General features: G+C 55.7%; 20 protein-coding genes. 7 read left to right on the forward strand and 13 right to left on the reverse strand.

Annotated elements, in window-relative coordinates; genetic code table 11:
- Positions 1 to 38 precede the first annotated feature (38 nt).
- From uppS to CEE69_RS24045, 3 genes are read right to left on the reverse strand one after another with little or no spacing between them, the layout of a single operon-like run.
- Positions 39 to 773, reverse strand: coding sequence for a polyprenyl diphosphate synthase (gene uppS / locus CEE69_RS24035; protein WP_099263150.1), 735 nt, complete (start codon positions 771 to 773; stop codon positions 39 to 41).
- The gene (locus tag CEE69_RS24040) at positions 770 to 2,230 is read right to left on the reverse strand and encodes a tetratricopeptide repeat protein (protein WP_099263151.1); all 1,461 of its coding nucleotides are present in this window, start codon (positions 2,228 to 2,230) and stop codon (positions 770 to 772) included. The genes uppS and CEE69_RS24040 overlap by 4 nt, the downstream gene beginning before the upstream one ends.
- Entirely contained in the window at positions 2,230 to 3,789 is a 1,560-nt protein-coding gene (locus tag CEE69_RS24045; RefSeq protein ID WP_007328293.1) for a sigma-70 family RNA polymerase sigma factor, read from the reverse strand. Before CEE69_RS24045 ends, CEE69_RS24040 begins: the two co-directional genes overlap by 1 nt.
- 808 nt (positions 3,790 to 4,597) lie before the next feature.
- Between CEE69_RS24045 and CEE69_RS24050 the strand changes: the two genes are divergently transcribed.
- Complete coding sequence (locus CEE69_RS24050) at positions 4,598 to 5,143, forward strand: hypothetical protein (protein WP_099263152.1); 546 nt, start codon at positions 4,598 to 4,600, stop codon at positions 5,141 to 5,143.
- A 102-nt stretch (positions 5,144 to 5,245) separates the two neighbouring features.
- Here CEE69_RS24050 and CEE69_RS24055 read toward each other — a convergent pair whose 3' ends face one another.
- From CEE69_RS24055 to CEE69_RS24065, 3 genes are all read right to left on the reverse strand, one after another.
- Positions 5,246 to 6,073, reverse strand: coding sequence for a class I SAM-dependent methyltransferase (locus tag CEE69_RS24055; RefSeq protein ID WP_099263153.1), 828 nt, complete (start codon positions 6,071 to 6,073; stop codon positions 5,246 to 5,248).
- Between the two features lie 22 nt (positions 6,074 to 6,095).
- Positions 6,096 to 6,650, reverse strand: a complete 555-nt coding sequence (locus tag CEE69_RS24060; protein ID WP_099263154.1) for a DinB family protein — start codon at positions 6,648 to 6,650, stop codon at positions 6,096 to 6,098.
- A 107-nt stretch (positions 6,651 to 6,757) separates the two neighbouring features.
- Positions 6,758 to 7,249 carry a thiol-disulfide oxidoreductase DCC family protein gene (locus CEE69_RS24065; RefSeq protein ID WP_099263155.1) on the reverse strand — a complete coding sequence of 164 codons (492 nt, stop codon included), beginning with the start codon at positions 7,247 to 7,249 and terminating at the stop codon, positions 6,758 to 6,760.
- A gap of 193 nt (positions 7,250 to 7,442) precedes the next feature.
- On the opposite strand from CEE69_RS24065, the gene CEE69_RS24070 reads away from it, so the two are divergent.
- A complete protein-coding gene (locus tag CEE69_RS24070) occupies positions 7,443 to 9,191 on the forward strand; it encodes a cation:proton antiporter (protein WP_099263156.1) in 1,749 nt (582 codons plus the stop codon).
- Positions 9,188 to 9,784 (forward strand): hypothetical protein, encoded by a 597-nt coding sequence (locus tag CEE69_RS24075; protein ID WP_099263157.1) that lies wholly within the window; start codon positions 9,188 to 9,190, stop codon positions 9,782 to 9,784. The genes CEE69_RS24070 and CEE69_RS24075 overlap by 4 nt, the downstream gene beginning before the upstream one ends.
- Here CEE69_RS24075 and CEE69_RS24080 read toward each other — a convergent pair.
- Complete coding sequence (locus CEE69_RS24080; protein WP_099263158.1) at positions 9,760 to 10,548, reverse strand: hypothetical protein; 789 nt, start codon at positions 10,546 to 10,548, stop codon at positions 9,760 to 9,762. The genes CEE69_RS24075 and CEE69_RS24080 overlap by 25 nt on opposite strands.
- Before the next feature lie 205 nt (positions 10,549 to 10,753).
- Here CEE69_RS24080 and CEE69_RS24085 point away from each other — a divergent pair, with 205 nt between their 5' ends.
- The 3 genes from CEE69_RS24085 to CEE69_RS24095 all read left to right on the forward strand — a co-directional run bounded on the left by CEE69_RS24085 (position 10,754) and on the right by CEE69_RS24095 (position 16,337).
- Positions 10,754 to 11,542, forward strand: coding sequence for an RsmE family RNA methyltransferase (locus tag CEE69_RS24085; protein WP_099263182.1), 789 nt, complete (start codon positions 10,754 to 10,756; stop codon positions 11,540 to 11,542).
- 117 nt (positions 11,543 to 11,659) lie between these two features.
- Positions 11,660 to 13,000 (forward strand): AAA family ATPase, encoded by a 1,341-nt coding sequence (locus CEE69_RS24090; RefSeq protein WP_390180000.1) that lies wholly within the window; start codon positions 11,660 to 11,662, stop codon positions 12,998 to 13,000.
- 97 nt (positions 13,001 to 13,097) lie between these two features.
- Entirely contained in the window at positions 13,098 to 16,337 is a 3,240-nt protein-coding gene (locus CEE69_RS24095; protein ID WP_099263183.1) for a serine/threonine protein kinase, read from the forward strand.
- 8 nt (positions 16,338 to 16,345) lie between these two features.
- On the opposite strand, the gene CEE69_RS24100 is transcribed toward CEE69_RS24095, so the two are convergent.
- The 6 genes from CEE69_RS24100 to CEE69_RS24125 form a co-directional block, all read right to left on the reverse strand.
- Entirely contained in the window at positions 16,346 to 17,008 is a 663-nt protein-coding gene (locus CEE69_RS24100; protein ID WP_099263184.1) for an HAD family hydrolase, read from the reverse strand.
- A 15-nt stretch (positions 17,009 to 17,023) separates the two neighbouring features.
- Positions 17,024 to 19,351 (reverse strand): efflux RND transporter permease subunit, encoded by a 2,328-nt coding sequence (locus CEE69_RS24105; protein ID WP_099263160.1) that lies wholly within the window; start codon positions 19,349 to 19,351, stop codon positions 17,024 to 17,026.
- Positions 19,348 to 20,019, reverse strand: a complete 672-nt coding sequence (locus tag CEE69_RS24110; RefSeq protein WP_099263161.1) for a signal peptidase II — start codon at positions 20,017 to 20,019, stop codon at positions 19,348 to 19,350. Before CEE69_RS24110 ends, CEE69_RS24105 begins: the two co-directional genes overlap by 4 nt.
- A 148-nt stretch (positions 20,020 to 20,167) precedes the next feature.
- Positions 20,168 to 20,602 (reverse strand): thioredoxin family protein, encoded by a 435-nt coding sequence (locus CEE69_RS24115; RefSeq protein ID WP_233215579.1) that lies wholly within the window; start codon positions 20,600 to 20,602, stop codon positions 20,168 to 20,170.
- Positions 20,603 to 20,783: 181 nt separating this feature from the next.
- On the reverse strand, positions 20,784 to 21,686 hold the full coding sequence (locus CEE69_RS24120; protein WP_099263163.1) for a DUF1571 domain-containing protein: 903 nt from the start codon (positions 21,684 to 21,686) through the stop codon (positions 20,784 to 20,786).
- A 302-nt stretch (positions 21,687 to 21,988) separates the two neighbouring features.
- Positions 21,989 to 22,225: a hypothetical protein gene (locus CEE69_RS24125; protein WP_099263185.1), complete on the reverse strand. Its 237-nt coding sequence runs from the start codon at positions 22,223 to 22,225 to the stop codon at positions 21,989 to 21,991.
- 332 nt (positions 22,226 to 22,557) lie between these two features.
- Here CEE69_RS24125 and CEE69_RS24130 point away from each other — a divergent pair, with 332 nt between their 5' ends.
- A complete protein-coding gene (locus CEE69_RS24130) occupies positions 22,558 to 23,391 on the forward strand; it encodes a hypothetical protein (RefSeq protein ID WP_099263164.1) in 834 nt (277 codons plus the stop codon).
- Positions 23,392 to 23,397: the final 6 nt, after the last annotated feature.

A 23,397-nucleotide genomic window follows, 5' to 3' on the forward strand; every position in this document is an offset into this window, starting at 1 on the left:
TCATACCCGCGAAGCAGAAGATTGGGTCGGGAAGTGGGTCAGGCTCCCACGTTTAGCCCACCAAAGCGACGCTGTCGGCTGGCAAACTCATCCAATGCCGCTTGAAAGTCTTCTCGCTCGAATTCCGGCCAGCATTTGGGCGTGAAGTGCAGCTCGGCATAGCTGATTTGCCAAAGCAGATAGTTGCTGATGCGAATGTCCCCGCCCGTTCGAATCATCAAATCGACTTCAGGCAGCCCCGCCGTGTCCAACGACTCGTCCACCAGAGATTCAGTGATCTCATCGATTGATCGCTCACCGTCTCGAACCTGCTGGGCGATTTGCCGAGTCATTCGAGTCAATTCGTCGCGTCCGCCGTAGTCGACGGCCAGGACCAGTTCCGTGCCGGTGTTGTTCTCGCTCACCGCCTGCGTTTTCGCAATTTCTTTCAGGACTTCATCGCTCAGCCGGTCGCGTCTTCCGATGAAACGCAATCGCATATTCTGATCGCGAATGGTTCGTCGTTCCTCAACGAGATACTGCTGCAGCAGGTGCATCAAGAAGTCAAGTTCAGCCTGCGGCCGTTTCCAGTTCTCACTCGAGAGGCAATACAACGTCAGTGCGTCGAGTTTCAGTTCGCTGGCCATTTCCGTGACCGTTCGCACCGTCGTGACGCCTCGTCGGTGGCCTTCGATGCGAGGTAAATCGCGTGCTTGGGCCCAACGGCCATTGCCGTCCATGATGATCGCGACGTGACGTGGAAGATTCATGCTGAGAAGTGGAACAGAAGTCATGCGAGTTTGGAAAGGACCGTTTCAACGCACGGTTTCCAATCCCCGAGCTCGGTTTGGCGAACGATTTCAACGCTGGGGTACCAAACGGTCGTCTCCCCCGATCGGAGCCAACGCCAATCGGGGACTTTGCCCAGCAGCAGTATCGTGCGTACACCAAGGGATCCCGCCAAGTGGGCAATGGCTGTATCGGTGGTGACCAACGCGTCCAAGTTGCACAGCACAGCCGCGGTATCCACAAATTGTCCACCCGATTGATCGATGTCGTTGGGCAATCGGTGGATCGAACTTCCCAAATCGCTTTGCTCGAGTTGTTCTGAGCCATGGCCAAATTGCAGGCTGATCGATTCCACGTTTGGCATTTCGATCAGCGGACGAAACGTTTCCAGAGCAACGCTGCGATACACGTCGGCATGGTGTTCGGGATTTCCCTGCCAGTTGAGCCCGATCAGCTTCTTGCCAGGTTGCTTCAGTGGTTCCAGGAAGTTTGCCCAGTAGTGGACGGTCGAATCAGGAACGCTCAAGTAGCCTGCACAGTGGCCCGATTCATTCTGCTGAAACAAGTCAGCCCCGTCGTACAGTTTGCCATCGCGTTGATACAAACCGTCGAGAACCTCGAGGAACGATCCCTGGTAATCGATCTCGACACCCGCGGGCAAACTCATCAGCCCGGATTGAGCGTCGATATCTGGGATCAAACGTTCGATTCCCAAACCCGATGGACCGACGGCGGAGGAAAACAGCGGGATCATCTTTGGTGGGCAGACGACCATCACGCGAGCACCATTCTGAGCGAGTGCCGCAGCGACACGCAGGAAGTGAATCGCATCACCGAGTCCCTGTTCGGGATAGATCAAAACGGTTTTGCCATTGAGTGGTTGGCCGGACCAAACCGGCACATGTCCACCCGCGGAACGCACGTGATCCGTGATCGCGGGACGACCGACGCCGGGCATTCGCCAACGCCACCGGTATTCATTCCAACCACGGTCGTAATCACCCAGCAATAGCGAAATCACACCGAGGTTGCGGTGCAGTTCGGCATTGTCGGGCTGGATCGCGAGTCCTTCTTCGTACCACTTCAGACCACGTTCGATTTCGCCGTTCCAGATCCAAAGCGTGCCGCGATTCTTGATCGCAGAAAGATAGCCTGGTTGAAGCTCCATCGCTTTGGCGAAGCTTGCCTCGGCTTGATCGACCTCGCCGAGCATTCGAAAAGCGTTGCCAAGGTTGTTCCACGCGATCGGGAAGTTGGAACGAAGATCGATCGCTTTTTGGTACGAGTCCACCGCTCCGGTGAAATCTCGTTTGTCGAACTGAGCGATGCCCAGGTAGACCCAGGCATCAGCGGAGTTGGGTACCTGACGCAAAACGCCGCGATACATTTGCATCGCGGCGTCCACGTTACCCGATTGATGAACTTGCCAGCTTTGCTGCAAGATCTCGGCCAAGGTTGGCATCAGTCTAGGAAACCAACCAAATCTTGGCTGCGGCTAGGTTGTTGCAGCTTGCGAACCGCTTTGGCTTCGATTTGACGAATTCGTTCGCGGGTCACCTTGAAGATGTGCCCGACTTCTTCCAGCGTGTAGCTGTAACCGTCGCCCAGACCGTAACGCAGTTTGATGATCTCGCGTTCACGGTAGGACAGGCTTTTCAGCACGCCGGTGATTCGTTGACGAAGCATTTCTTGCGTCGCACCAATCTGTGGGCTCTCTGCGGTGCCATCGGGCAGCAGGTCGCCGAACTGGCTGTCTTCGCTGTTGCCAACGGGACGGTCCAACGAGATTGGGAAACGGCTCATCGTCAAAACGCGGCGTGCTTCTTCGATGGTAACATCGGCCCGACGAGCGGTTTCTTCGATCGAAGGTTCACGACCAAGTTCTTGCAACAACTGGCGAGCCACGTTGCGAACACGGCTCATGGTTTCCACCATGTGAACCGGAATTCGAATCGTACGGCTTTGATCCGCAACGGCACGGGTGATCGCTTGGCGAATCCACCATGTCGCGTAGGTGCAGAATTTGAAACCACGACGGTATTCGAACTTGTCGACCGCTCGCATCAAACCGGCGTTGCCTTCTTGGATCAGGTCCAAGAACGACAGGCCACGGTTGCGATACTTTTTCGCGATCGAGACGACCAGACGAAGGTTGCCTTCGCTCAGTTCACGTTTGGCTTGTTGGTAATCGCTGTAAACCGATCCCAACATCTTCACGCGGTTGCGAAGCGAGGTGGGCGTTTCCTGACAAGCGGTCAGAATCTGACGACGCTCGTGCAGCAACTGCTCACGGACTTCGCGGCCGTGCTTGGTTCGTTTTTGCTGACGCACCAACTCATCGATTTCGTCCAATCGGCGAGAGAATTTCTCTAGCAAGCCAATTCGGGTTTCGATGCGTTGTGTACGCAGACCGAGTTCCTCGACCAAACGAACCGCACGACGACGGCGACGAGCCAGTGCACGCCAAGCTTCCGCACGACGGCGGGCGGGTGCACTCTTGCTCATCGCGACTTTCCAGTCGTGACGGTTGCGGTTGAGCAGCGTTTGAAGGGTTTTCAGGTTGTGTGGCAAACGACCAATGATCTGTTCTTTTTCCAAACGGTCGGTCACGCTGACCTGAACGGTTCGGTCGAACGGCAGTTGGCCGCGGTAAACCTTCTTCAACGTCTTGTAGGCTTCGACCAATACGTAGTGGTTCTCGAGCAGCTTCGTGCGGAAGCGGCGGCGAGTTTCTTCGATACGTTTGGCTAACTCGATTTCTTGACGACGCGTCAGCAAAGGGATCTCGCCCATTTGCGTCAGGTACATTCGAACAGGGTCGTCCGACCAAGTTTCCGACTCATCGAGTGCAATCAGTTCGTCCGGGCTGTCCAATTGGACTTCGCCTTCGGGCGCATCGGCAACGCTGACCGCGTTGTCGTCTTCGCTGTCGTCGACTGGTAACTTGCGGAATCCTCCTGTGACCACGTCAGTGCTTTGTGCTGAAACGTCGTCGAAATCATCCATCATCGGATCAAACAAAGTAGATACTCCTTTAGGTGGCTGTCTTTTCTATGTTCGACGACCGCGATTGGTTTGGTGGGTCGTCACAAAGAACGCTGTGGCGAATCAGCGTTCGGGGCAATTCAAATGGTTTTGGAACATCCGTGTCATTGAGGCGGCGGCACTCGTGTGAGCAGCGCGTCGTCGGAGTGTAGTTACGCCGAATGTCAGGTCGAGACGTAATCTGCCGCCGGGCATTGGGTCACTGGCGAAGTCGGTCAGGAGAAGTTCGAGAAGCACGTGGGTTTCGAGAAGAACAATCAATCAATAACGAATTCGAAACGGTCCATGTGTTGGGAATGTTGCCAGTGCGAGGGACGCGGGTGCAGATCGATTGACCGACCGACGACGTCCATTGAAGAAAATTCCGACACACAGTGACTCTACCACCCGTTAACCTGCAAACCTCCGAATCAACTGCCAATTGGAAAAATTTTCCGATTGACCCGATATTCCATCCTGGAGGCTGAAAAGGGACGGTGGACCGTTTGTTGCGCGAACCGAATCCCATTCGGAAGCGAAGACGAACGATAGCTCGTTGTGGTTGTATCGCGACTCATCCAGAGGATGTCCGGTCAGCAAACGTGATTCTCGTGATCGATTGGCCAAGCAAGTTGAAGAATTTCAGATGAAACTCTGAATCAGCTTGCCGCCAAATGGCCGTTCGACGAGAGTGACGTCCTGACGGGAGCGATTGGTCGTGTGTTACCCTCAGCACACCGTGATTCTAGTTCCCAGAATGTCTCGGTCCACCCGGGCGTTGTTCTTTTGACCCGTGATTTCAGCCATGTATTTGCTTCCCTGTCCGCACTGCGAAGAGTCCGCCGAGGTCAGTCCCGCCCGAGCCGGTGACGAGATCCCCTGCCCTCATTGCGGTCAGAACATCCCCGTTCCGAAACTGGGTGAACTGCGTCAGCTCCCCACCGCAGAGGGCGATGCGGCGACGGAGAAGTCCAATGCCAAAGCGGCCGAGGGCCGTGCCAACCGGCCGACAGTGCTGTTCACGGCACTCGGTTTGCTGGCAGCAGGCCTGTTTCTGGCAGCCGCGTTTTGTCTCGTGAATTGGGCCACTATCAGCGTTCCGCTGAACACCGAAGGGCACATTGATGAGTTCCGACAGGCCTATAAAGAGGTCAGCTCGGCTCAAATGATTCGGGAATGGGAAGAAATCAATCGCAACGGAGTCGATCTTCCGGCGATGTATCAGTACCGCGTCATGGAGCTTGACAAACAGGCTTGGCTGACCAACGCCGGGCTGTTTTTTGGTGCCGGATTGTTGGCTGTCATCGGGGCTGTTTTTGTCGGTCGATCGGGTCGGGCAAGCGGGGTCTGAGCCTGCTTCCCAATCCAGAAAAAAATTTCGCGCCGATACATTTCAATACCGTTTGTGGAAGGACACTTGGTTGGTGTCCCAATTGGGCCGACCTGTTCTGGCTCAGCCTTTGTTCTGGAGCACGTAAACGACGTCTTCCGTTGACGCGTCCACCTGGATCGGATCGTCCATGTCGTAGGCGAAGTCGTAAGTCGCAAGGCACTCCCACTGACCGTCGGCGGCGATCAGCCGATTCATTTGTGCGGGCGTGTAACTTCGCAAGTGAAGCTCATCGTTGATGCGGAAACTTCGACTCGGAGTGTGCACGTCAAAACGAATTCCGAAACGTTCCATCCGTTTGTTCTTGTCTCGGTTGATCGTCCACATGTGCGTGTTGATCGCCAAGTTGCCACGACGAGCCGACCATGACTCCGTTTCGCTGGGCGGCACCTTTGTTGGCGTCAGGTGCACACCGAGTAAGTAGATCCCGCCACGGCGAACCATCGATGCCATGCTTCGCAAATGCCCGCGAGCGGCGGCTTCGGAATTGACGTGCCGGAAACTGTTGATCGTGTTGAACGCGACGCAGGCTGGCCCTTCCGCTTTGGACGTCTTGGCTTTGCCGAGTGCGGATCGGAAGTCAGCGGGTGAGAAGTCGCACATGTCCGCCACAATCGCGGTCGGTTTGAAACCGGCGCGTTCCAAACGCTGGTTGCAGAACTTGACGGCCTTTTCGTTCAGGTCCAATCCGCAGGTCGCATAACCCTTTCGGTTCAGCGAGGCCATCAAACGGCCCGTTCCGCACGCCGGTTCGAAGAACAACTTGGGTTTGCGTGTTAAGAACGAATCAGCGCAGTCCAAGATGAACTGCGTCTCCGCGGCAATGTCAGCTCCAAAGACCAAGTCGTAGTACTTGGGATGGTCGTAGATTGATTCTTCGAGGACTTCCATGGATTCAGTTTCTTTTCAGTTCCTAGCGAACAGATTCCAGGCCGAGCCCACGTCGCAACACGCCGATCTGACCGGCGTGCAAACCTTCGTGAATAGGGCAGAACAGCACCGCGCCCAATTTGCAGGGGTACACCGCGTACGGCATATCGATCTCGACCAACAACTCGGCGGGATCCAGTTCGTCCAGTTCCGCGGACGCCAGCGCGTGGATGCGATTGAGTTTGTCCAGCAACTCTTCCGCGGTTGGTTGTCCTTCGCTCGATTCAGGTGGCTTGCCGCCACGACCGTAGGTTTTGCGAAACCGGCCTTTGATCAAATCCAAATCTTCCGGACGACGGCCTCGCATCCGGAACATCAGCAAACCGTATTGGCTGACCGCAAGGTGGCCGACTTGCCAAGCCACATGGGACACGCCGCCGGGTGGGATCTCGAACCAGCGGTCCATCGGAGTCGCTTGAAGGAGTTCCAGGGTGTACTGACGCGCGAATTCAATTTGGCCACGCGCGGCCTCGAACATCCGAATCGCGTCGGACAATTCTGGCAGCGGCTTGGCGGAAGTGGGAGGTGTCTGGCTCATCGCCGAACTTTAGCCCGGCTGTGCGGGTCTGTCACCCAGCGTCCCAATTGCGAGCGAGCAGAATCAGTGACCCGGCGAACGCACCTCAGGTGGATGCAATCGTCAGGCTAATGAATCGAACAGCTTCCAGAGTCGCACGACTTGCCCGCCAATCGATAGCGACGTTTGGCGACCTCGTGATACAGCCGTCGCCACATTTTCGCGGTTCCCGGCAAATGCAAAATCGGGGCGGCCAACCACAGCATCGGCAGACGCCGTGAAAGGTAGCGAACCGCGTCGGCACCGCCATGACGCTGACCTTGCTGATCGATCACGTACATCTGATTCATCAATTGTTCTTGGGTCAGATCTGGGTAGCGGTCTCGAACCCGCTCATCGTGCAGCGACAAGAAAGCCAGTCGATTCCCACCCCAATCCAGCCGCCGGAGGCTCTTCACACCCGCTTTGCAGAAATTGCACTGGCCGTCGTAGATCACCACGTCGCACGTGGAACACTGGTCAGGATCCGGCAAATCGCTGGATTCACGCGTCGTTTGCGAAGGAGCGGATTGGGATTCTCCGGCCATTCTCGCGTCGGTGATGGGTTGCGTTTGAGACATGTAAGAAAGTGTACGTCACAGGTGAACCCGCCGACCAGGATTCTGGTCCGGCGAGCTGTTTTCGGCGGCGAACCAGATTCTACGATCGCGGAACAGATTCCATGTGCGGGAGAAGCGTCCGCCGCGCTATACTAGGTGGACCTAACCGCACTCGTCCCGAGTTCACAACTTCGGGCCACCCACGGAGTTTTCCATGACCAGCGCTACCCGATCGCAGGATCCGCACGACGAGTTGACCCAGTGGTCGCCCGAAGAAGCCAGGTCCCAGGTCGAATCGAAAGTCCGATCCGCTCGTCGGCGAATGATGGCTGGCCAATTCGGACGCACCTTCGCCGTGACTTGGTTCGTCGGTTTGATCATCGCAACGATCGCGGTCGCGGCGATGGCGATCACCCCGTTGCCGCTGGATCGTCTGGGGCTGGATGCGTCCGAGATGACCGTTCAGCAATGGGCCTTGGGATGGATCGTTGCCGTCACGGTGGCGTCGATTTTGGTGTCCACGATCGTGATGTGGGTCTCGGCTCCTTCTGTGATGCGAGTTGCGGCTGAAGTGGATTCGCGATTTGGACTGAAAGAACGTCTGAGCAGTTCGTTGTCTTCCCGGGTCTCGAGCGACGAAAAATCGGCCGCGGGGAACGCCCTCCGGCAAGACGCGGCTCGACGAGCCAGCAAGCTCGACGTGGCACAGAAGTTTGCCTTGTCACCCCAACGCGTTTCTTGGTTGCCGCTGGCGATTGTTCCGATCTTGGCCGTCATGATTTTCGCGATCGAACCGGCGACCGAGACCACTTCGGAATTGAACAGCGAAGTCAACGCGAGCGAAGTTCGGCAAGTCAAGATTGCCGCGGCTGAATTGAAGAAACGACTCGCTCAACAAAAACGCGAAGCCGATGCGAAAGGTTTGCTCGAGGCACGCGAGTTGTTTGAAAAGATGGAATCGCAGCTCGACAAGATCACGAATAGCAAAACTTTGAAACGCAAGGACGCGTTGCTGGAGCTCAACGACATCAAAGAGCAAATCCAGGCTCGCAAGGATCAACTCGGTTCGCCGGAAGAAATGCGGAAGACGCTCGCTCAGATGAAGGGACTTGATGGCGGTCCCGCCGAAAAGGTTTTGTCGCAGATCAAGAAGGGCGAGTTTGGCAAAGCCGCTGAAGAGATCAAAAAGCTTGCCAAGCAAGTCAAGGATGGAAAGCTCACCGATCAGCAGAAAGAGAAGCTGAACAAGCAAATCAAGAAGATGGCCGAGCAGATGAAAGAGGCCGCGAAAAATCACGAGGAAAAGAAGAAACAGTTGCAAGAGAAGATCGACCAAGCCAAGCGGGAAGGGCGCAACGAAGAAGCCGCGAAGTTGCAACAGAAAATGAACGAAGCCGAATCGGCCGATTCTCAGATGCAGCAAATGCAACAGATGGCTGATGCAATGCAGCAAGCCGCTGACGCGATGCAGCAAGGCGATGACTCCGCCGCGGCTCAAGCGATGGAGCAGATGTCCGGCCAGTTGGGTGAAATGCAAATGGCCATGTCCGAACTGGAAGATTTGGAGTCTGCCCTCGGTGACCTGTCGCAGTCCAAGAACCAAATGAACTGCAAACAGTGCAACGGTGATGGTTGCCAAGCGTGTCAGGGACAGGGATTCGGCGAAGGCGAAAAACCAGGGATGGGAATGGGACGCGGGAAAGGCAAAGGTGACCGACCCGAAGAAGAAACGGACATCAACACCTACGACACCCAAGTTCGCGGCAAAGTCAAACGTGGACGAGCGATCATCGCCGGTTTCGCAGACGGCCCCAACCGAAAAGGTGTGACGCGCGAAGACATTCAATCGGCAATCGAGTCCAACCTCAGCGAAGAGAGTGATCCCCTGGAGGACCAGGTGTTGCCGCGAGACGAACGTGAACAAACTCGCGAATACTTTGATCGCTTGCGAGAAGGTTCATGAGCCGCGGGAGTGTCTTGACGCTTGTCATCATCTTGGCGGGATGCGTCTGGCGTGGGCTTTGGTTGTCCGCTGGTGTAGCGGACCAAACGTACATCGCCGACTCGACTCGAGCTGAGTTGTTGACCCAGGTGGCTGACGAACTCAAAACACGAGGTCAGGTCGTCGATTCGCAAGACCTGACTCAGGTCGAGGTCTTGGCATTTTTCGCGGATGCAGACTCGACCGTTGATGATTCAGCATCATGGCAACTCGAATCCGTCCAACGTTTTGACTCTGATGCGGAGGTGTGGATCGTTCCAGGTGCCGATGGCAAACCGGGCTGGGACGGTTGGGATGACAACCAAGATGGCACGGTTGATGACCTGGGCGAACTCGGTGCCGCGTGGAGCGATGACCATTGTTTGACACCGCTGGATCCCGGCTACGAACAAGTCGATCCGGCTCACTCGCGAATCATCAATCGTGGCACCTATGTTTCTACTGACTTCGATGGATTCGCGGAGGATCTTTCAATCGATGCGAACGTGGAAGATCACAAACGCCAACAATGGCGATTGACGTTCGTGAATCAGGCTGCTGCAGAATCTCTCTGAGTGGCCCATTCGGTCGATCGGTCAGCGGCCCAAGTTTGACGTTGTTGGTCGAACCGATGAATCGCACGTTCGTCAATTCTTTGGCATCGGCAACGTGATCCCCAAGCCAACACGGCGGCCGTCCACATGGCGAGTTGGCGGTAGTCTGCACGGGCCCACTCCGCGACGTGTCGTGCCGCGGCTTCGCTGATACGAGGTTGAAATTGGCCCGCGTGCGAGAGAGCAGCCAGAACGCAATTCGCTAGTGACTGTTTGGAGACGCCCATCGAATGTTTGACGATGGGTGATCTCATCTGACCCATCACCAGCAGCGTCATCGGACTGCGCCGTGGATCAAGCTGCAAAGTTTGGTTGAACCACTGGACCACCGATTCACTCGGAGTTCCATCGACGATGCACAGCGTGTGGATACCGAGGGCTTGGTTGGCTCGCGCAACCGACAACCAACGCTGGCAAAGCTCAAGGTCGAAGTTTGCCGACTCGGTTCCTGCGACATCCAACGGCAAATCGGCCAAACCGTTCGTCGCCATCCATTGCCGAGCCCAGGTGGTCGCACCCACGCCCGGACGAACGTCCAAATTCGCGATTCCGACATGGTTTCGAAGAACGGTTTCCAACCAAGTCCGCGCCCGCGTGTGTTCCGCCGATGCAAATAGAAACTCGTCGGGTTGAGCCGGAACGCTCACCTTGGGAGAAGCGACAAATGGTTGGCGGAACAATCCCCAGTGGCTTTGATCGGCCTGGCTGAGCAACGGGATCGGCATCGACGGCGGTCTCTCTCGGAAAAGAATCGGCTGGCCCGACGGTCGTTGGCGTGGGCTGCCACCGGGGTTCGCTATGGAATCAGATCGACTGACCCGCTCGCCGATCGCTTTCCGTTTCGGTTACCTTGCACCGACCGATGCAACCGGCACGATTGTACTATTCAGAGTTTTTGTGCCTTTCCGATCTTCCCTTGAACTGACCCCGATGACTCGACGCTACTACGTTCCTGATTTGCAATCTCAGTCGCCCGTTGTGCAACTGCCGAGTGAAGAAGCGTCTCATGCGGCACGGGTGATGCGCGTGCAAACCGGTGACTGGATCGAGCTGTTCGACGGGATCGGCCACCAAGCCGCCGCGGAAGTGATGTCAGTTGGCAAACGAGAATGCGTTGTTCGATGCAATGCGATCGGGGCTGTGGATCGGGAGTCGAGCGTCGAGTTGGATCTGGCGATTGGTTTTCCGAAGCCGGATCGTGCCAAGGAGATGATCGAGCGGCTAACGGAACTGGGAGTCGCACGTGTGTTCCCGATCGTCTTTGAAAGAACCCAGCGACCTCCCGCGGACAACTTGCTGGACAAACTTCGCCGGATCGTGGTTGAGTCCTGCAAGCAATCGGGCCGCAACGTTTTGATGGACATCGAGCCTCCAACCGACTTTGCATCGTTCTCTGAGGCAATCTCCGCGAGCAGCAACCCAAGCGAAAGAAGCGTCGACGGGAAATTGAGCCGGCTGGCTTGGCAACGTGTGTTGGTCGCGATGCCGGACTCGCCACCGTTGATCGCGACAGAGGTGAAATCGAGCGTTGAGGGAAGCGTTTCAGTCCAGCACCGACCAAGAGTGTTGGCGTTGATCGGACCCGAAGGCGGTTTGTCGGACGTGGAGCATCGGCGTTGCAACGAGCTGGGCGCCGATTCCGTCGGATTGGGACGGCGGATACTACGGATTGAAACGGCTGCTTCGGTTGTGGCGGCACGTTTGGTGGTGGATTGGTAGTTATGTTCACCATCGAGACCGGCGTCGGTTCGGTCTTGAATCGCAAGCTAGGTTTGCATGGCCAATGATTCTGCCCTGATGGGACGGGTCATTCGGAACCAAGGCGAACAACTCCAAATGCTTGCTTCACGTATGAATGCCCTGCTAACCGACACACACAACTTCGAATCAGCCGCGTTGGGCGGTCTGCTGACGGATGATACGTTCTGGCCTGCGGAACCGCGATCGCTCAACGAGCTTGGGCTGTCGGTCAGCTTCATCGAAGCGTTGACCATCAAGTCGATTCATCAGATCGGCACGATCAGCGGACGCAATGTCGCAACGATGATGGGATTGCCGTTTCGGTTGGTGGAACCCATCGTCGATGCGCTGCGCACTCGAAAGTTTGTCGCGCACGTTCGCCCCGCTGCTTTCAATGACTACTACTACTCGCTGACTGAACTGGGACAGAAGCGAGCGCAAACTCACCTGCAGCAATGCAGCTATATCGGTCCGGCTCCGGTGCCTTTGGCTGACTACTCACTCAGCGTGGAAGCTCAAGCCGCGGGTGTGGACCCGATCGAACGAGATGACTTGCAAGCCTCGCTTTCGAAAATTTCCTACCAAGACGAATTGCTGGATCAAATCGGTCCCGCCATCAACAGCAACACGGGGATGTTCTTGTTCGGCCCTCCCGGCAATGGCAAGACGACCATCGCTCGTAGTTTGACGCAGTGCTTGGGACAAGAGATTTGGATCCCGCACGCGATCTTGGATGATGGCAACCTGATCAAAGTCAAAGACGATGCCTATCACCAAGAGGCCCCCGTGCCGGAAGGCGACGGCCAACTGTTGAAGGCACAAGAATGGGATAAACGCTGGGTGCGTATTCAACGACCCAGCGTCGTGGTCGGTGGCGAGTTGGTGATGGAGAACTTGGAAGTTCGCCACGACCACCGATCGAATATCTGCGAAGCACCTCTTCAAATGAAGAGCAACTGCGGTTGTTTGTTGATCGATGACTTTGGTCGCCAACGCATCGCTCCGGAAGAGTTGCTCAATCGTTGGATTGTGCCTCTGGAAAACCGTTGCGATTATCTCACGCTGCCAACGGGAAAGAAGATCCAGATCCCGTTTGAGCAGCTCATTCTGTTTTCGACCAATCTGAATCCAGATGATCTGGTTGACGAAGCATTCCTTCGCCGTGTGCCTTACAAAATTTTTGTCAACGATCCTTCGCCAGACGAGTTTCGTTCATTGATGAAAACGGTTGCGTCGCAAATGGGTTTTCCCGAGACGCCCGAAGCCGCCAATCACTTGCTGGCGTTTTACAAACAGAACAATCGACCACCGCGTCGCTGTCATCCACGCGATTTGCTGACGCAGGTCGCAAATTTCTGTCGCTACCGGCGATTGCCTTTGACATTGCGGCCTGAGTACCTCGATCAAGCCTGCCGAAGCTATTTCAGTGCTCTCTAGCTCACTTTGATTTTTCGATGTAGCGAAATCGATCAATGATTTCGCTTTGAAAAGACATTACATTTCGTTGCCACACAATGTTGTTCGCAGTCGCCCGATGACCGTCAAGACAACCCAAACGATCGCACCTGGATACGAACCAATCACCGGCTACACGCTGGAAAAAAAGATTGGCGAAGGGGGCTTTGGTGAAGTGTGGTTAGCCAATGCGCCTGGCGGATTGAAGAAAGCGGTGAAGTTCGTGTTTGGTGCCAATGACGCCAGACGCGGTTCCCGTGAGCTGAAGTCTTTGGAGCGTATCAAGGGAGTCCACCACCCTTTTTTGCTGACGCTGGAACGCTTTGGTATCGTGGACGACCGTTTGGTCATCGTGACGGAATTGGCCGATGGTTCGCTCGAAGATGTTTTAAAACGGCACCAAGATCGCGGGTCTTGCGGCATCCCTCGCGCGGCCTTGCTGTCGTACTTGCACGACGCAGCGGATGCGTTGGACTACCTGCACGGTAGCTACCAATTGCAGCACCTCGACGTGAAGCCAGGCAACCTGTTGCTGGTTGGCGGACACGTGAAAGTGGGTGACTTCGGGTTGCTAAAAGATCTGCGCGAGATCGATCATTCGGTCATCGGTGGTTTGACTCCAATTTATGCTCCGCCGGAATTATTCGACGGTCGACCCAGCATCAACAGCGATCAATACTCACTGGCGGTGATGTATCAAGAGTTGCTGACGGGAACGCGTCCGTTTTCCGGTCGCACCATCGCTCAGTTGGCAACGCAACATATCCATGCGGCACCCGCGCTGGATTCTTTGCCGGCGGCGGACCGGGTGGCTGTTGCACGAGCATTGGAGAAAGACCCCGAACGTCGTTTCGAGTGTTGCAAAGATTTTGTCGAAGCTTTGCGGACAACGCGTGGTCGCGACGAAGCGGTGATCCACACATCGACAAAGTCAAGTGTTCGGACTCGTCAGGAAGCGGTCGAGGACTTGCCAAGTCTGAAGTCCGGGAAAGCGATGGTCCACGCCCGCGTCACCGGGCACGCTTTGGTGATTGCCGTCGGTGGTGTCGGTGCAGAATGCTTGCATGAACTACGCAATCGCGTGGCGACGTTGCATAGCGCGTGTCCTTTGGATTTGCATTCGGTTTTGATTGACACGGACATGCATACGATCCATGCCGCTCGTTTGGCAGAGGCATCGGACCGCATTCCTCCGGCGACGATTCTGCATACGCCGCTGAAGTCAGCTCAGCAATACCGCGAGGGACGAACGGACCAGTTCCGATCTTTGTCTCGACGTTGGATTTACAACGTACCTCGTAGCGGTACAACCGAAGGCATGCGTCCTTTGGGACGTTTGGCGATGGTTGATCACGCGAAAAGTATCGACTCTGGACTGCGTGAATCGATCGATCACTTGGCTGCTGTTTGCGGTGATCGTGTGCCGTCGGTTTACATCATCGGTTCGCTGTCGGGCGGAACGGCCAGTGGCATGGTCATGGACCTCGCACCTCGGATTCGGACACTGTTGGATGAAGCGGGCTTGGAAAGTGCTTCCGTGTTGCCGTTGCTGTCGACCGTGTCGCTGCAAGGCAACCCGCATCAACCGTTGACACTCCATGATTCTTTCGCTGCGATTTCTGAAATCGGTCACTACATGTTGCCGGAGAACAGTTATCCCGGGGATCCTGGCGTGCAGTGGTCCGGCGTTCCCGCCTCTCGAAACCCGCTTCGCAACGCATACGTGGTGGTCGACGGCGATCACGCTTTGCCTCATTCAGGTTCTGCGGCCGCGACCATGGTCGATTACTTATGGGCCGATGCAACGGGCGCCGGAGAATTGCTGGCGGAAGCTCGCCGAAGCGACCAAGCTGATGCAGCGATACTGGCGAAGCCAATGCTGCGATCAGTTGGTGTGGCTCGTCTAAAGTGTGTTCGAGCATTGGAAGAAAATCTGCTGGCACCCGCTGCCGCACGGCACTTACTGTTGCGTTGGCTCGGCAACCCAAATGAGTCACGCCAGATTGCCGGACCAACCACCGAACGACTCCGCAAACGGTGCGGGCTCGACGTGGCGAACTACTTGGACGAAGTGAAAGCACCGTTCGGGCAAGACACGGATGCGATCGCCAGAAACCTATCCGAAATGCTTTCGCGAATTTCCGTGCAGGAGCTGATGGATGGCCCCCGGATCACACGACTGTTAAAAGAAAAACTGAGCGAGTGCGATGTGGTGGATCGGCTGGACCGCCGGGCGGCCAGGCAGATGGTCATGCTTCGCCGCGAAGTCTCTGTTCGAATGCACGACGGACGGATCGATGTCACTTCCAGCATGCAAGCCACGGAAGGGTTGATGAAGTGGTGCATCAGCGGATCCGAAGGATTGGAGCAATTTCGATCGGAATTGCGAGAGCAGCAAGCGGCCTTGCGAAACAACTTGTCCTCGAAGACCGACTTAGAAGGCGAAATCGAAACAGCCGAAAAGCTGGCGATGATGGAGCTCAACGTGATTGCCGCGGAAATGACCGGGGAACAGCTCAAGGCTTTTGCGCAACGAATCGGATCTCTGCACTCAACGCTGAACAAGATGGCGGTCGGCATCGCTCAAGCCATTCGATGTGTTCCCGGTGACAATCGTGATACCGAGAACCCTTGGATGGAGATGCCGCAAGAAATTCAGATGCGTTTCAATCCCGTCCTCGAAAACCTGCATTCGCAAACCGCGTCGACTTGGTTGCTCGGGCCATTGCGGGATGCAACGTTTGAGTGGGACGAACAAGAGATGGCAACCGATCTGGTCGGAAAGTGCTTGCCCGTTGTTGAAAATGTGATCGACTCTCACCGGCAATCGTCCACCGATTTGACTGACTCCACGACGTCCGCGGCATCGGTGTTGACCCGTGAATCGGAATTGACCAACACACAAACCATCGCCGTTGGGCGCGATACCAACGCGGCTCAACCAACGAAAACAGGTGTCTGCGAAACGCAAACCTTCGAACAACCGCCGGGCGGCAACTCGTTGTGGAACGAACAAACAACGATTGAGTCTGCCTTGCACGTTGCATCGCCGCCTTTGCTGCAATGTGGTGGCCGCCAACGCTTGTTGCTGTTGGTCGGAAGCGAGTCGGATCGCGAACGCTTGGAGCCCGAGGTGTCATCCGCTCATGCGGGATCATTGACGACCGTGGTGATCCCAGGTGTGACACCCATTTTGGTTCACGAAGCCCAGCAAATTCCAATCGACAATGTTTTGGAACAGTTGGAATTGGTTTCTGGGGGCAACACGCAGGTCAGCAAACGCTTGCACGCTCGCTGCGACGTGCACTGGAAAGAATAGGCTCGATATCAGGCACGGGCGGTTTGCGGAAGCAGGTCCCAAAGTCGTGGGTCGGCCAGTGATTCAGCGACCAGATGCACGTCCTCGAAAACGTGTGATTGAGTGTGCTCGTTGGGAACAGCCACCGTGATCGCTCCGGCGGAAACCGCCGCTTTCGAACCGTTTCCGCTGTCTTCCAACACCAGCATTTCCGCCGGTGAAACGCTGAGTCGGTCAGCTGCCTTCAGGTACATCTCTGGGTTGGGTTTCCCGTGAGTGACATCGTCGCCGGTGAGGACAAAGGCGAGGTCGGCTGCCCACTGCGTGGTGGGGAGGATCATGTCGACAAACTTTCGACGACTGCTGGTCGCCAAACCAAATGGCAACCCGCTGGTCCGCAAACGCCCGATCCAGTCCTCTAAACCGGGCATCGGGCGAAGTTCTCCGAGCAACAGATCTCCGTAGACGTCATCGGATTCCGCGAGCAGTGAGACCGGATCGTCATCAAGTTCGTGGTGATCAATCATTTGACCGATCGCAGACAAGCCGACTCGGCCCATCATCTTCTGCTGCAGTTCCAATGTGAAAGTGTGTCCGCGTCGCTTCAGCAGCACATCACCAACTTGGAAATAGATCCGTTCGGTGTCGAACAACAGTCCGTCCATGTCCAAGGCAACGCCACGAAGGTGCATGTTCATTCCAAGGTTTCAATGTGTGTTTGTAAAACGGTCGACCGAGACAATTGCCGCGGGCAACAACGTGAGATTGATCCAAGCGGACGCTGCTAACGTGGCGGCAATCAACATGCCAAACGTTGCAGTGGGAATGAAGGGGCTGGTCATCAAAATCCCGAAACCGATCACCAATGCCAATGTCGCTAGAAAGATCGGAGCCGCCACATCCGTCGCCGCATCAGTTGCGGCAGACATACTTTCCATGCCCGCCGATCGTCCACGTTGATAGCCCGCTAGGAAATGGATCGAGCCATCGATGGACAATCCAATCGAGACCGCACCAATCATCGCGGACCCCAAGTCCAAACCTCCACCGGCCAATCCCATGACGGCCAATACCAACATGATCGGCAACGTGTTGGTCAATAGTGCGACCAAGGCGTATCGCCAACTGCCCGTTGCAATTCCGATCAAGATACCTACCAACGCCAACGCGATCGCCAATGCTTTCCATTGATCGCGAAGCAAGCTGCTGACGAGTTGGGACATGAGCACCGAGTAACCTGTGACGAGGGCCTGCTCGTCAAAATCCTGGGCCATGAGCGTCACTCGATCGATGAGTTCTCGCTTCACCTCACCCGGCAAGCTTTCTTCACTTCGCAACATGATTCTTAGTTCACGGTCGCCGCCGTCGCTCGGCGGATCAAACGTCAACAAGGCGTCCGCGAAAGTGGGAATCGCGGTTCTCATTCCTGCCAAGCGGACCTCCGGAGTGACGATGGATAGTAGCGGGCTCATTGCCGCAACTCTGTCCGCATCCGCAAGCGACAAAACTTTCGTCAATCGATGAGTTCGACCGGAGGAAGAATCAATGACCTCCAACTCTCTCAGTTGGGTTTCGAACGCTTGAACGCGAGCGATGTATTCAGGAGTGATGGTCGCAGGTGCGGGGAGAACAACGTCCCAAACACCCGCCCCGCCGAGTTGATCCTCCACGCGTTCGTAGGCTCGGACGATGTCGCTGGTTTCGCGAAAGTTTTTGAGGAAACTGGTTTCAGTTTTGAGCTGCGTGACCATCGCGGTGCACAGGACCAGGACGACGATGGACGTAATCGACAAAAGGTTGCTGTGGCGAAGACTGGTCGATACCAGATGGACAAGAAACTTTCGCGAGGGTGTTGGTTGGTCGTCGGAAGACATCGGCTGAGATGTCTTTCGTTTGCCTGTGGGCAGACTCATCAAAGCGGCAGTGAACCAGATCAAAGCGGCGACGATCGCCAATGCCGCCACCGCCGTCATCGCGCCGAACTGCCGAACCGGTCGGACTTCCGATTCCAAAAGTGATGCAAAACCAGCCGCATCGGTCAGGCAAGTCCAAAGGATCGGGATCGCTAAAAAGGCCGAGACATGGACGATCGACTCATTCATGTTTGATTGTTTCGTCTCACCCAAATTGTCCCGTGAGCGGACTCCGATGTGCATCACCGCAGCCACCACAATGACCGCGATGATCGCGATCAAGATTGTGGAGACCAACGACATTTCCATCCCCATCGCGACGATGGACGCACGGGTGCAAAGCGTTGCCCAAATGATCGCCATCGCCGCCAGTAGAACGATTCGATAATCGCGAAGGGTCAACAACATCACCAGGCTGAGCAAGCCGATCGTGCCAAGTGCCAGTCGATTTCCATCGGCTTGGATCATGTCAAAGGCATCATCAAGCAAGACCGGTTCGCCGATCAGAACGGGGGCTCGTTCGGAGGGAATCTGATCGGCCAGACGTTGCAATTCTTCGATGGCCGTTTCAGTCTGACCTGGTTGAAGCATCGCCACAATCGCGGCGGTCTTCTCGTCTTGGCCGTGCGTGTATCCCGCGAAAAGATCTCGAAACGAATTCGCGGCCGGGTCGTCTTTCTCCAGCATTTTTGATGGTGGCGAGGGGGCACCTGGATCGGCTGGGATGGCTCCCGTCAGCAATGAAAACTGAGGCCGGATGTAGGCAAACGCTTCGACCAATTTCGCGACCGAAAGGACGCCTCGAACGCCATCGATTGATTCGGCAGAAGCGGTCCATGCCTGATTCCGAGCAACTCCCTCGGGCGTCATCAGGTCAGCATCTTCGTAGACCAGCATGACAATCAAATTGCCGCCAAAGTTTTGCTGCAAATGTTGATACTGATTCAGTGTCGGATCAGCTGGCGAGAACATTGCGGCCAGGGATCGATCCATCCCCAAATCGCTTTGGTAGATCGCCAATGGGATCGCCGAAAAACACCCCAAGCAGAAAAACCACCAACGCCAAACCCAGAGCAATCGAGCCAGAGTGTGTCGCGGCGACGCGATCAGCGAAGTCTTCACGATGCGGCCGGCTTCGCACCTTCGGCCGGTTCATCCGGCGGTCGCGAACCCGGTAGCTCACCGCCGCCTGTCTCATCGTGCGGCGGTGATGGGAAGAAGAACGATTGAACCAACAGCATGATTGCTCCCGTGACCAACAAAGAATCCGCGATGTTGAAGTTGGGCCATTTCCATGCTGCAGACGCTTGCCAAAGAATCCAATCGCGGACGCCACTTTGCCATTGATCGGGCAGACCCGGTTCCCACCAAAATCCTAGGCGGTCGTAAAGGTTGCCAATGATTCCGCCGGTGATGCATCCCAACGCGAACGTCAACCAACATGAACGGGCGGCTTTGAATACAAACAGCCAAACGATGATCGCCGCGGCGGCAAACACTGAGATCGCAGCGAACACCAAACCCTGGCCGGCTCCCAAGCCAAAGACCGCACCAATGTTCACGGCAGTTTCAATGCCGAAGTACCCCTCGATGATCCAGTGAACACCTTTGGTTCCGGGGAGACCGCGCCATTTGAAAATGGCTTCTTTGCTCCATAGGTCCAACGCACCACCAGCGAGAGCCAGGCCGAAGAACAATGCGTAGCGACTGGCGGGAAACGCTGACCCTCGGGTAGCGGTCGTCGAGGGGTTGGGGTCTTGTCCGGAAGGATTCACTTTGGCTGAATTCATTCGGGAGGGCCAAATGGAGGAACGCGAGGCGAGATCGCCTGTTCGTGGTGCTTCAATCAGCCAGCACCGTAGATTGCTGAGGGGAAAATTCCCAGATGACTATCTGTGAAGAAGCCGCAATCGTTTCAGATAGTTGAATCCAGGGAGATCACTGGTAGCTGGCCACCCAGCTGCGCAGTTCAGATTCCGAGCGATATCCAACTTCGTCAGCCAAGACTTGCCCATTTCGGACGAGGAACATTCGCGGAATGCCTTCGATCCCAAATTTGGATGCCACTTCGGGTTGCTCGTTGACATCAATTTTGACCACACGGACTTGCTCAGGAAGGGTTGGTTCGAGCGAGGCCAATTCTTTGTCGACTTCCCGACAGGGGCCACACCATACCGCTCCAAATTTGACGAGCACCAAGTTCTGATCGTCCACCGAACCGACCGCCTGTTGGATGGCCTCGGCAGGGACATTCACGGTCGGCCCAGGGTTGTTTGGGACGTTGCAACCGATGAAGAAAAACGAAACCAAGCCGATGCCTGCAACCGCGATCGAAGTCACGGCGAGTGATGCGGGGCGAGGGTAGGACGTCATGATCAGACTCCGCGAACAATGCACCGCCATAAAAAGCGGTGCGAGAATGGGCAACGCGAAAACACGCAGCGCGAGGAAACGAAACAGAGTAGTGTACTTCTAAGTATGCAATGTCTGTTCCGCGGAATTCCCCGCACTGGATTTCGTTTGCAATCGATCCGCATTTGTGCGGATATCCCACTCAAGAGTGGAAGTTGTAGTCTTTGTTGTAGGGATCGAAATCCTTGTCCGTCAGTCCTACGTTGACTTCCAGATTGAGGTAGTTGTATTCCTCAATCACTTCGCCACGTCCGCCGGCAGCGGTCGGCCAATCGTGGGCGATGTAGCGAATCGGCATGTTCAGTTCATTGTCCATGAATACCTGAGCGGTGTGGAATTCCGCATCGGGGCGTCGGGTGGGCTGGGTCAACTGCAGGACGGTGCAAGGACGGTTTTGCAGGCGAGCCTCTTTGCGAATCTCAGCGTGAACGTCTTCGAACTGAAGAGCCTTCTCGCCTCGTTCGATCAGTTTCAAGATCATGTTCTCGACACCGATCTCGGTCATCGGATATCGCTGGCCACGCATTGCTAGCATGCCGGTCGGCGGAATCGAGACGGTGGGAAGGAAGCGACCCTTGAAGCCACCTTCGTGAGCAACAATGTTGCCGTTGTTCTGATTCTCGACGTAAATGACTTCGCGACCCTTCACCGAGGTGGGCTTCACGAATGCCAGGTAAACGCTGAATGGTTGCACCAAACGACCATTCGCCTCTTTGCGATTGCGAACCTTGATTCGCATGTATTCGTGATCGCCAACGCTGTCACCGATGCGTTCCCGTTTGACCAGAAGCGCCGTGTAGTCCTTCACTTCTGTCTTGGATCGCGTCAGCGATTGACGAGCCATATCCAGGCCACGAACCAAATCGGCTTTCGCGGAGCTGACCCCTGCGGTGGCGTCAGCTTTTTGCGAGGACAGGGCGGCGTTGGCAACCCGGTGGACTGGTTTCGTCCACTGAGGGTCTTGCCCAAAGAGATTCGTTTGAGAGAGTCCACCGGCCAGCAGTCCGCCGGCGAGTCCCAAGAATTGACGACGAGGTGTGTTCATCTCAGCTTCCTTGCTGCTTGTGGGTCAGGCATTGAGTGGGAGGAACGCCACGGGAGGGCGATCCAAAGGTCTGCGTCAATCAGCATCGACTGACTTGGTGTGCAGCAGCCAATCCTGTGTTCGACTCAACTACAACCCGAACAATCCGAGTAACCAATCGGACAAATTCGTTTCCCGGCCATCATGAAAAGTGCCGAAGTGAGCTGACAGTAGCAAAAAGTCAGCATGATGGCCAAGCCAATCGCGGCAAGACGTCGCGAAATTTCAATCCATTTCTCGTGGTTTCAAAAGCCGCGATAAACCTATCGTGAGTCTTTGAGACCACGCAGAACGGAACCGTGCGATTGAAACGCAACCAATCGCGTTTCCATGTCGGAAAGATCGGTGTCGATCCAGTCGCCAATCGCGGCGTTGACGGATTCAGAATCGAAGAGAGCCGTGATCCGTCCCCAGTCAAGGCACTGGATTTCATGCCGTGGTGAGCCGGTATCAGACGGCACCCATTCAGACGGATTCGGTGTTGGCGATGAAGTTGACATGGTTGTTTCCCCAGGACCATTCCAGATGGCTTCACCCAGGATAAGGTTCGGCAAAATCAGGGCCGAATGATCAATGTGGTTTACTGAAAACCTACGTCGAACGCGATGAAAACGCTTCGGAATCACGCAAAGAGAAGTGGAATTCGCTGGTCTGCGACAAGTGTTTCTACGGAGTTGACCCGTCGCAGGTCACTGAAATTCACCCGGTTTGTGGGTTTTTCGGTTTTTTTGCGCCCGTTTGCCAAGACCCGACTGCCTGGAACGAAGAACACGGTGATGCGGCACTGACTCCGCCCCGAAATCCCACGAAATGTTTTCTCAGGAGAACAACTATGCTTAAAAAACTCGTGCTGGCAGGAACCGCTGCCACCTTGTTGTCTGGTTTGACCATCGCCACTCCGATCGGCAGCTACGCTCGTTGCGGGTGGTCGTACATGACCAATTCCGCCAGCGACGCTGTGCCTTTGGAATGGGAACTGAATCGCGCTCGCCAACTGATCGTTGATCTGAAGCCGGAAATACAACAAAACGCTCGCCGAATCGCTCAGGAAAAAACGGAAGTGGTTCGATTGCAACGTGAGTTGTCGACGACCGACGAAAGGTTGACGAAGGCCAAAACCGACATCGAACGACTGACGAATGATTTGCGAGATGAAAGCTCCGTATACTCCTACGGCGGCGTCACTTACACATCGGCCCAAGTGAAATCGGATCTGGGAAATCGGTTCAAACGATTCCAGACGCGTCAGCAAACTTCGGAAAAACTCCGTCAGATGCTGGCTGCTCGCGAAGCCTCGCTCTCTGCCGCTTCTGAGCGGATGGACGCAATGTTGGACGCCAAACGCCAGCTAGAAGTCGAAGTCGAAAACCTGCAGGCTCGTTTGGGTGCCCTCCGTGTGGCCCAAACCAGCACGCAACTGCACCTCGACGACAGCGCTTTGTCGGACACGCGACGTTTGCTGGACGACATCGCCACGCGAATTGATGTGGAAGAGGAAACCATGAAGGTCGACGTCGAATACTTCGGCGAGATCAACTTGGACGAACCTTCGGACGAAAATCTGCTCGATGATGTCACCGCCTACATGCAAAAGCTGGATGGCGGCGAAGATCAGGCCTACGTTTCGATTCAGTTGGAAGAAGAAAGCAGCAATTCCTCGCTGTGATTCCTT

The sequence above is a fragment of the Rhodopirellula bahusiensis genome (assembly GCF_002727185.1).
Classification (GTDB): Bacteria; Planctomycetota; Planctomycetia; order Pirellulales; family Pirellulaceae; genus Rhodopirellula; species Rhodopirellula bahusiensis.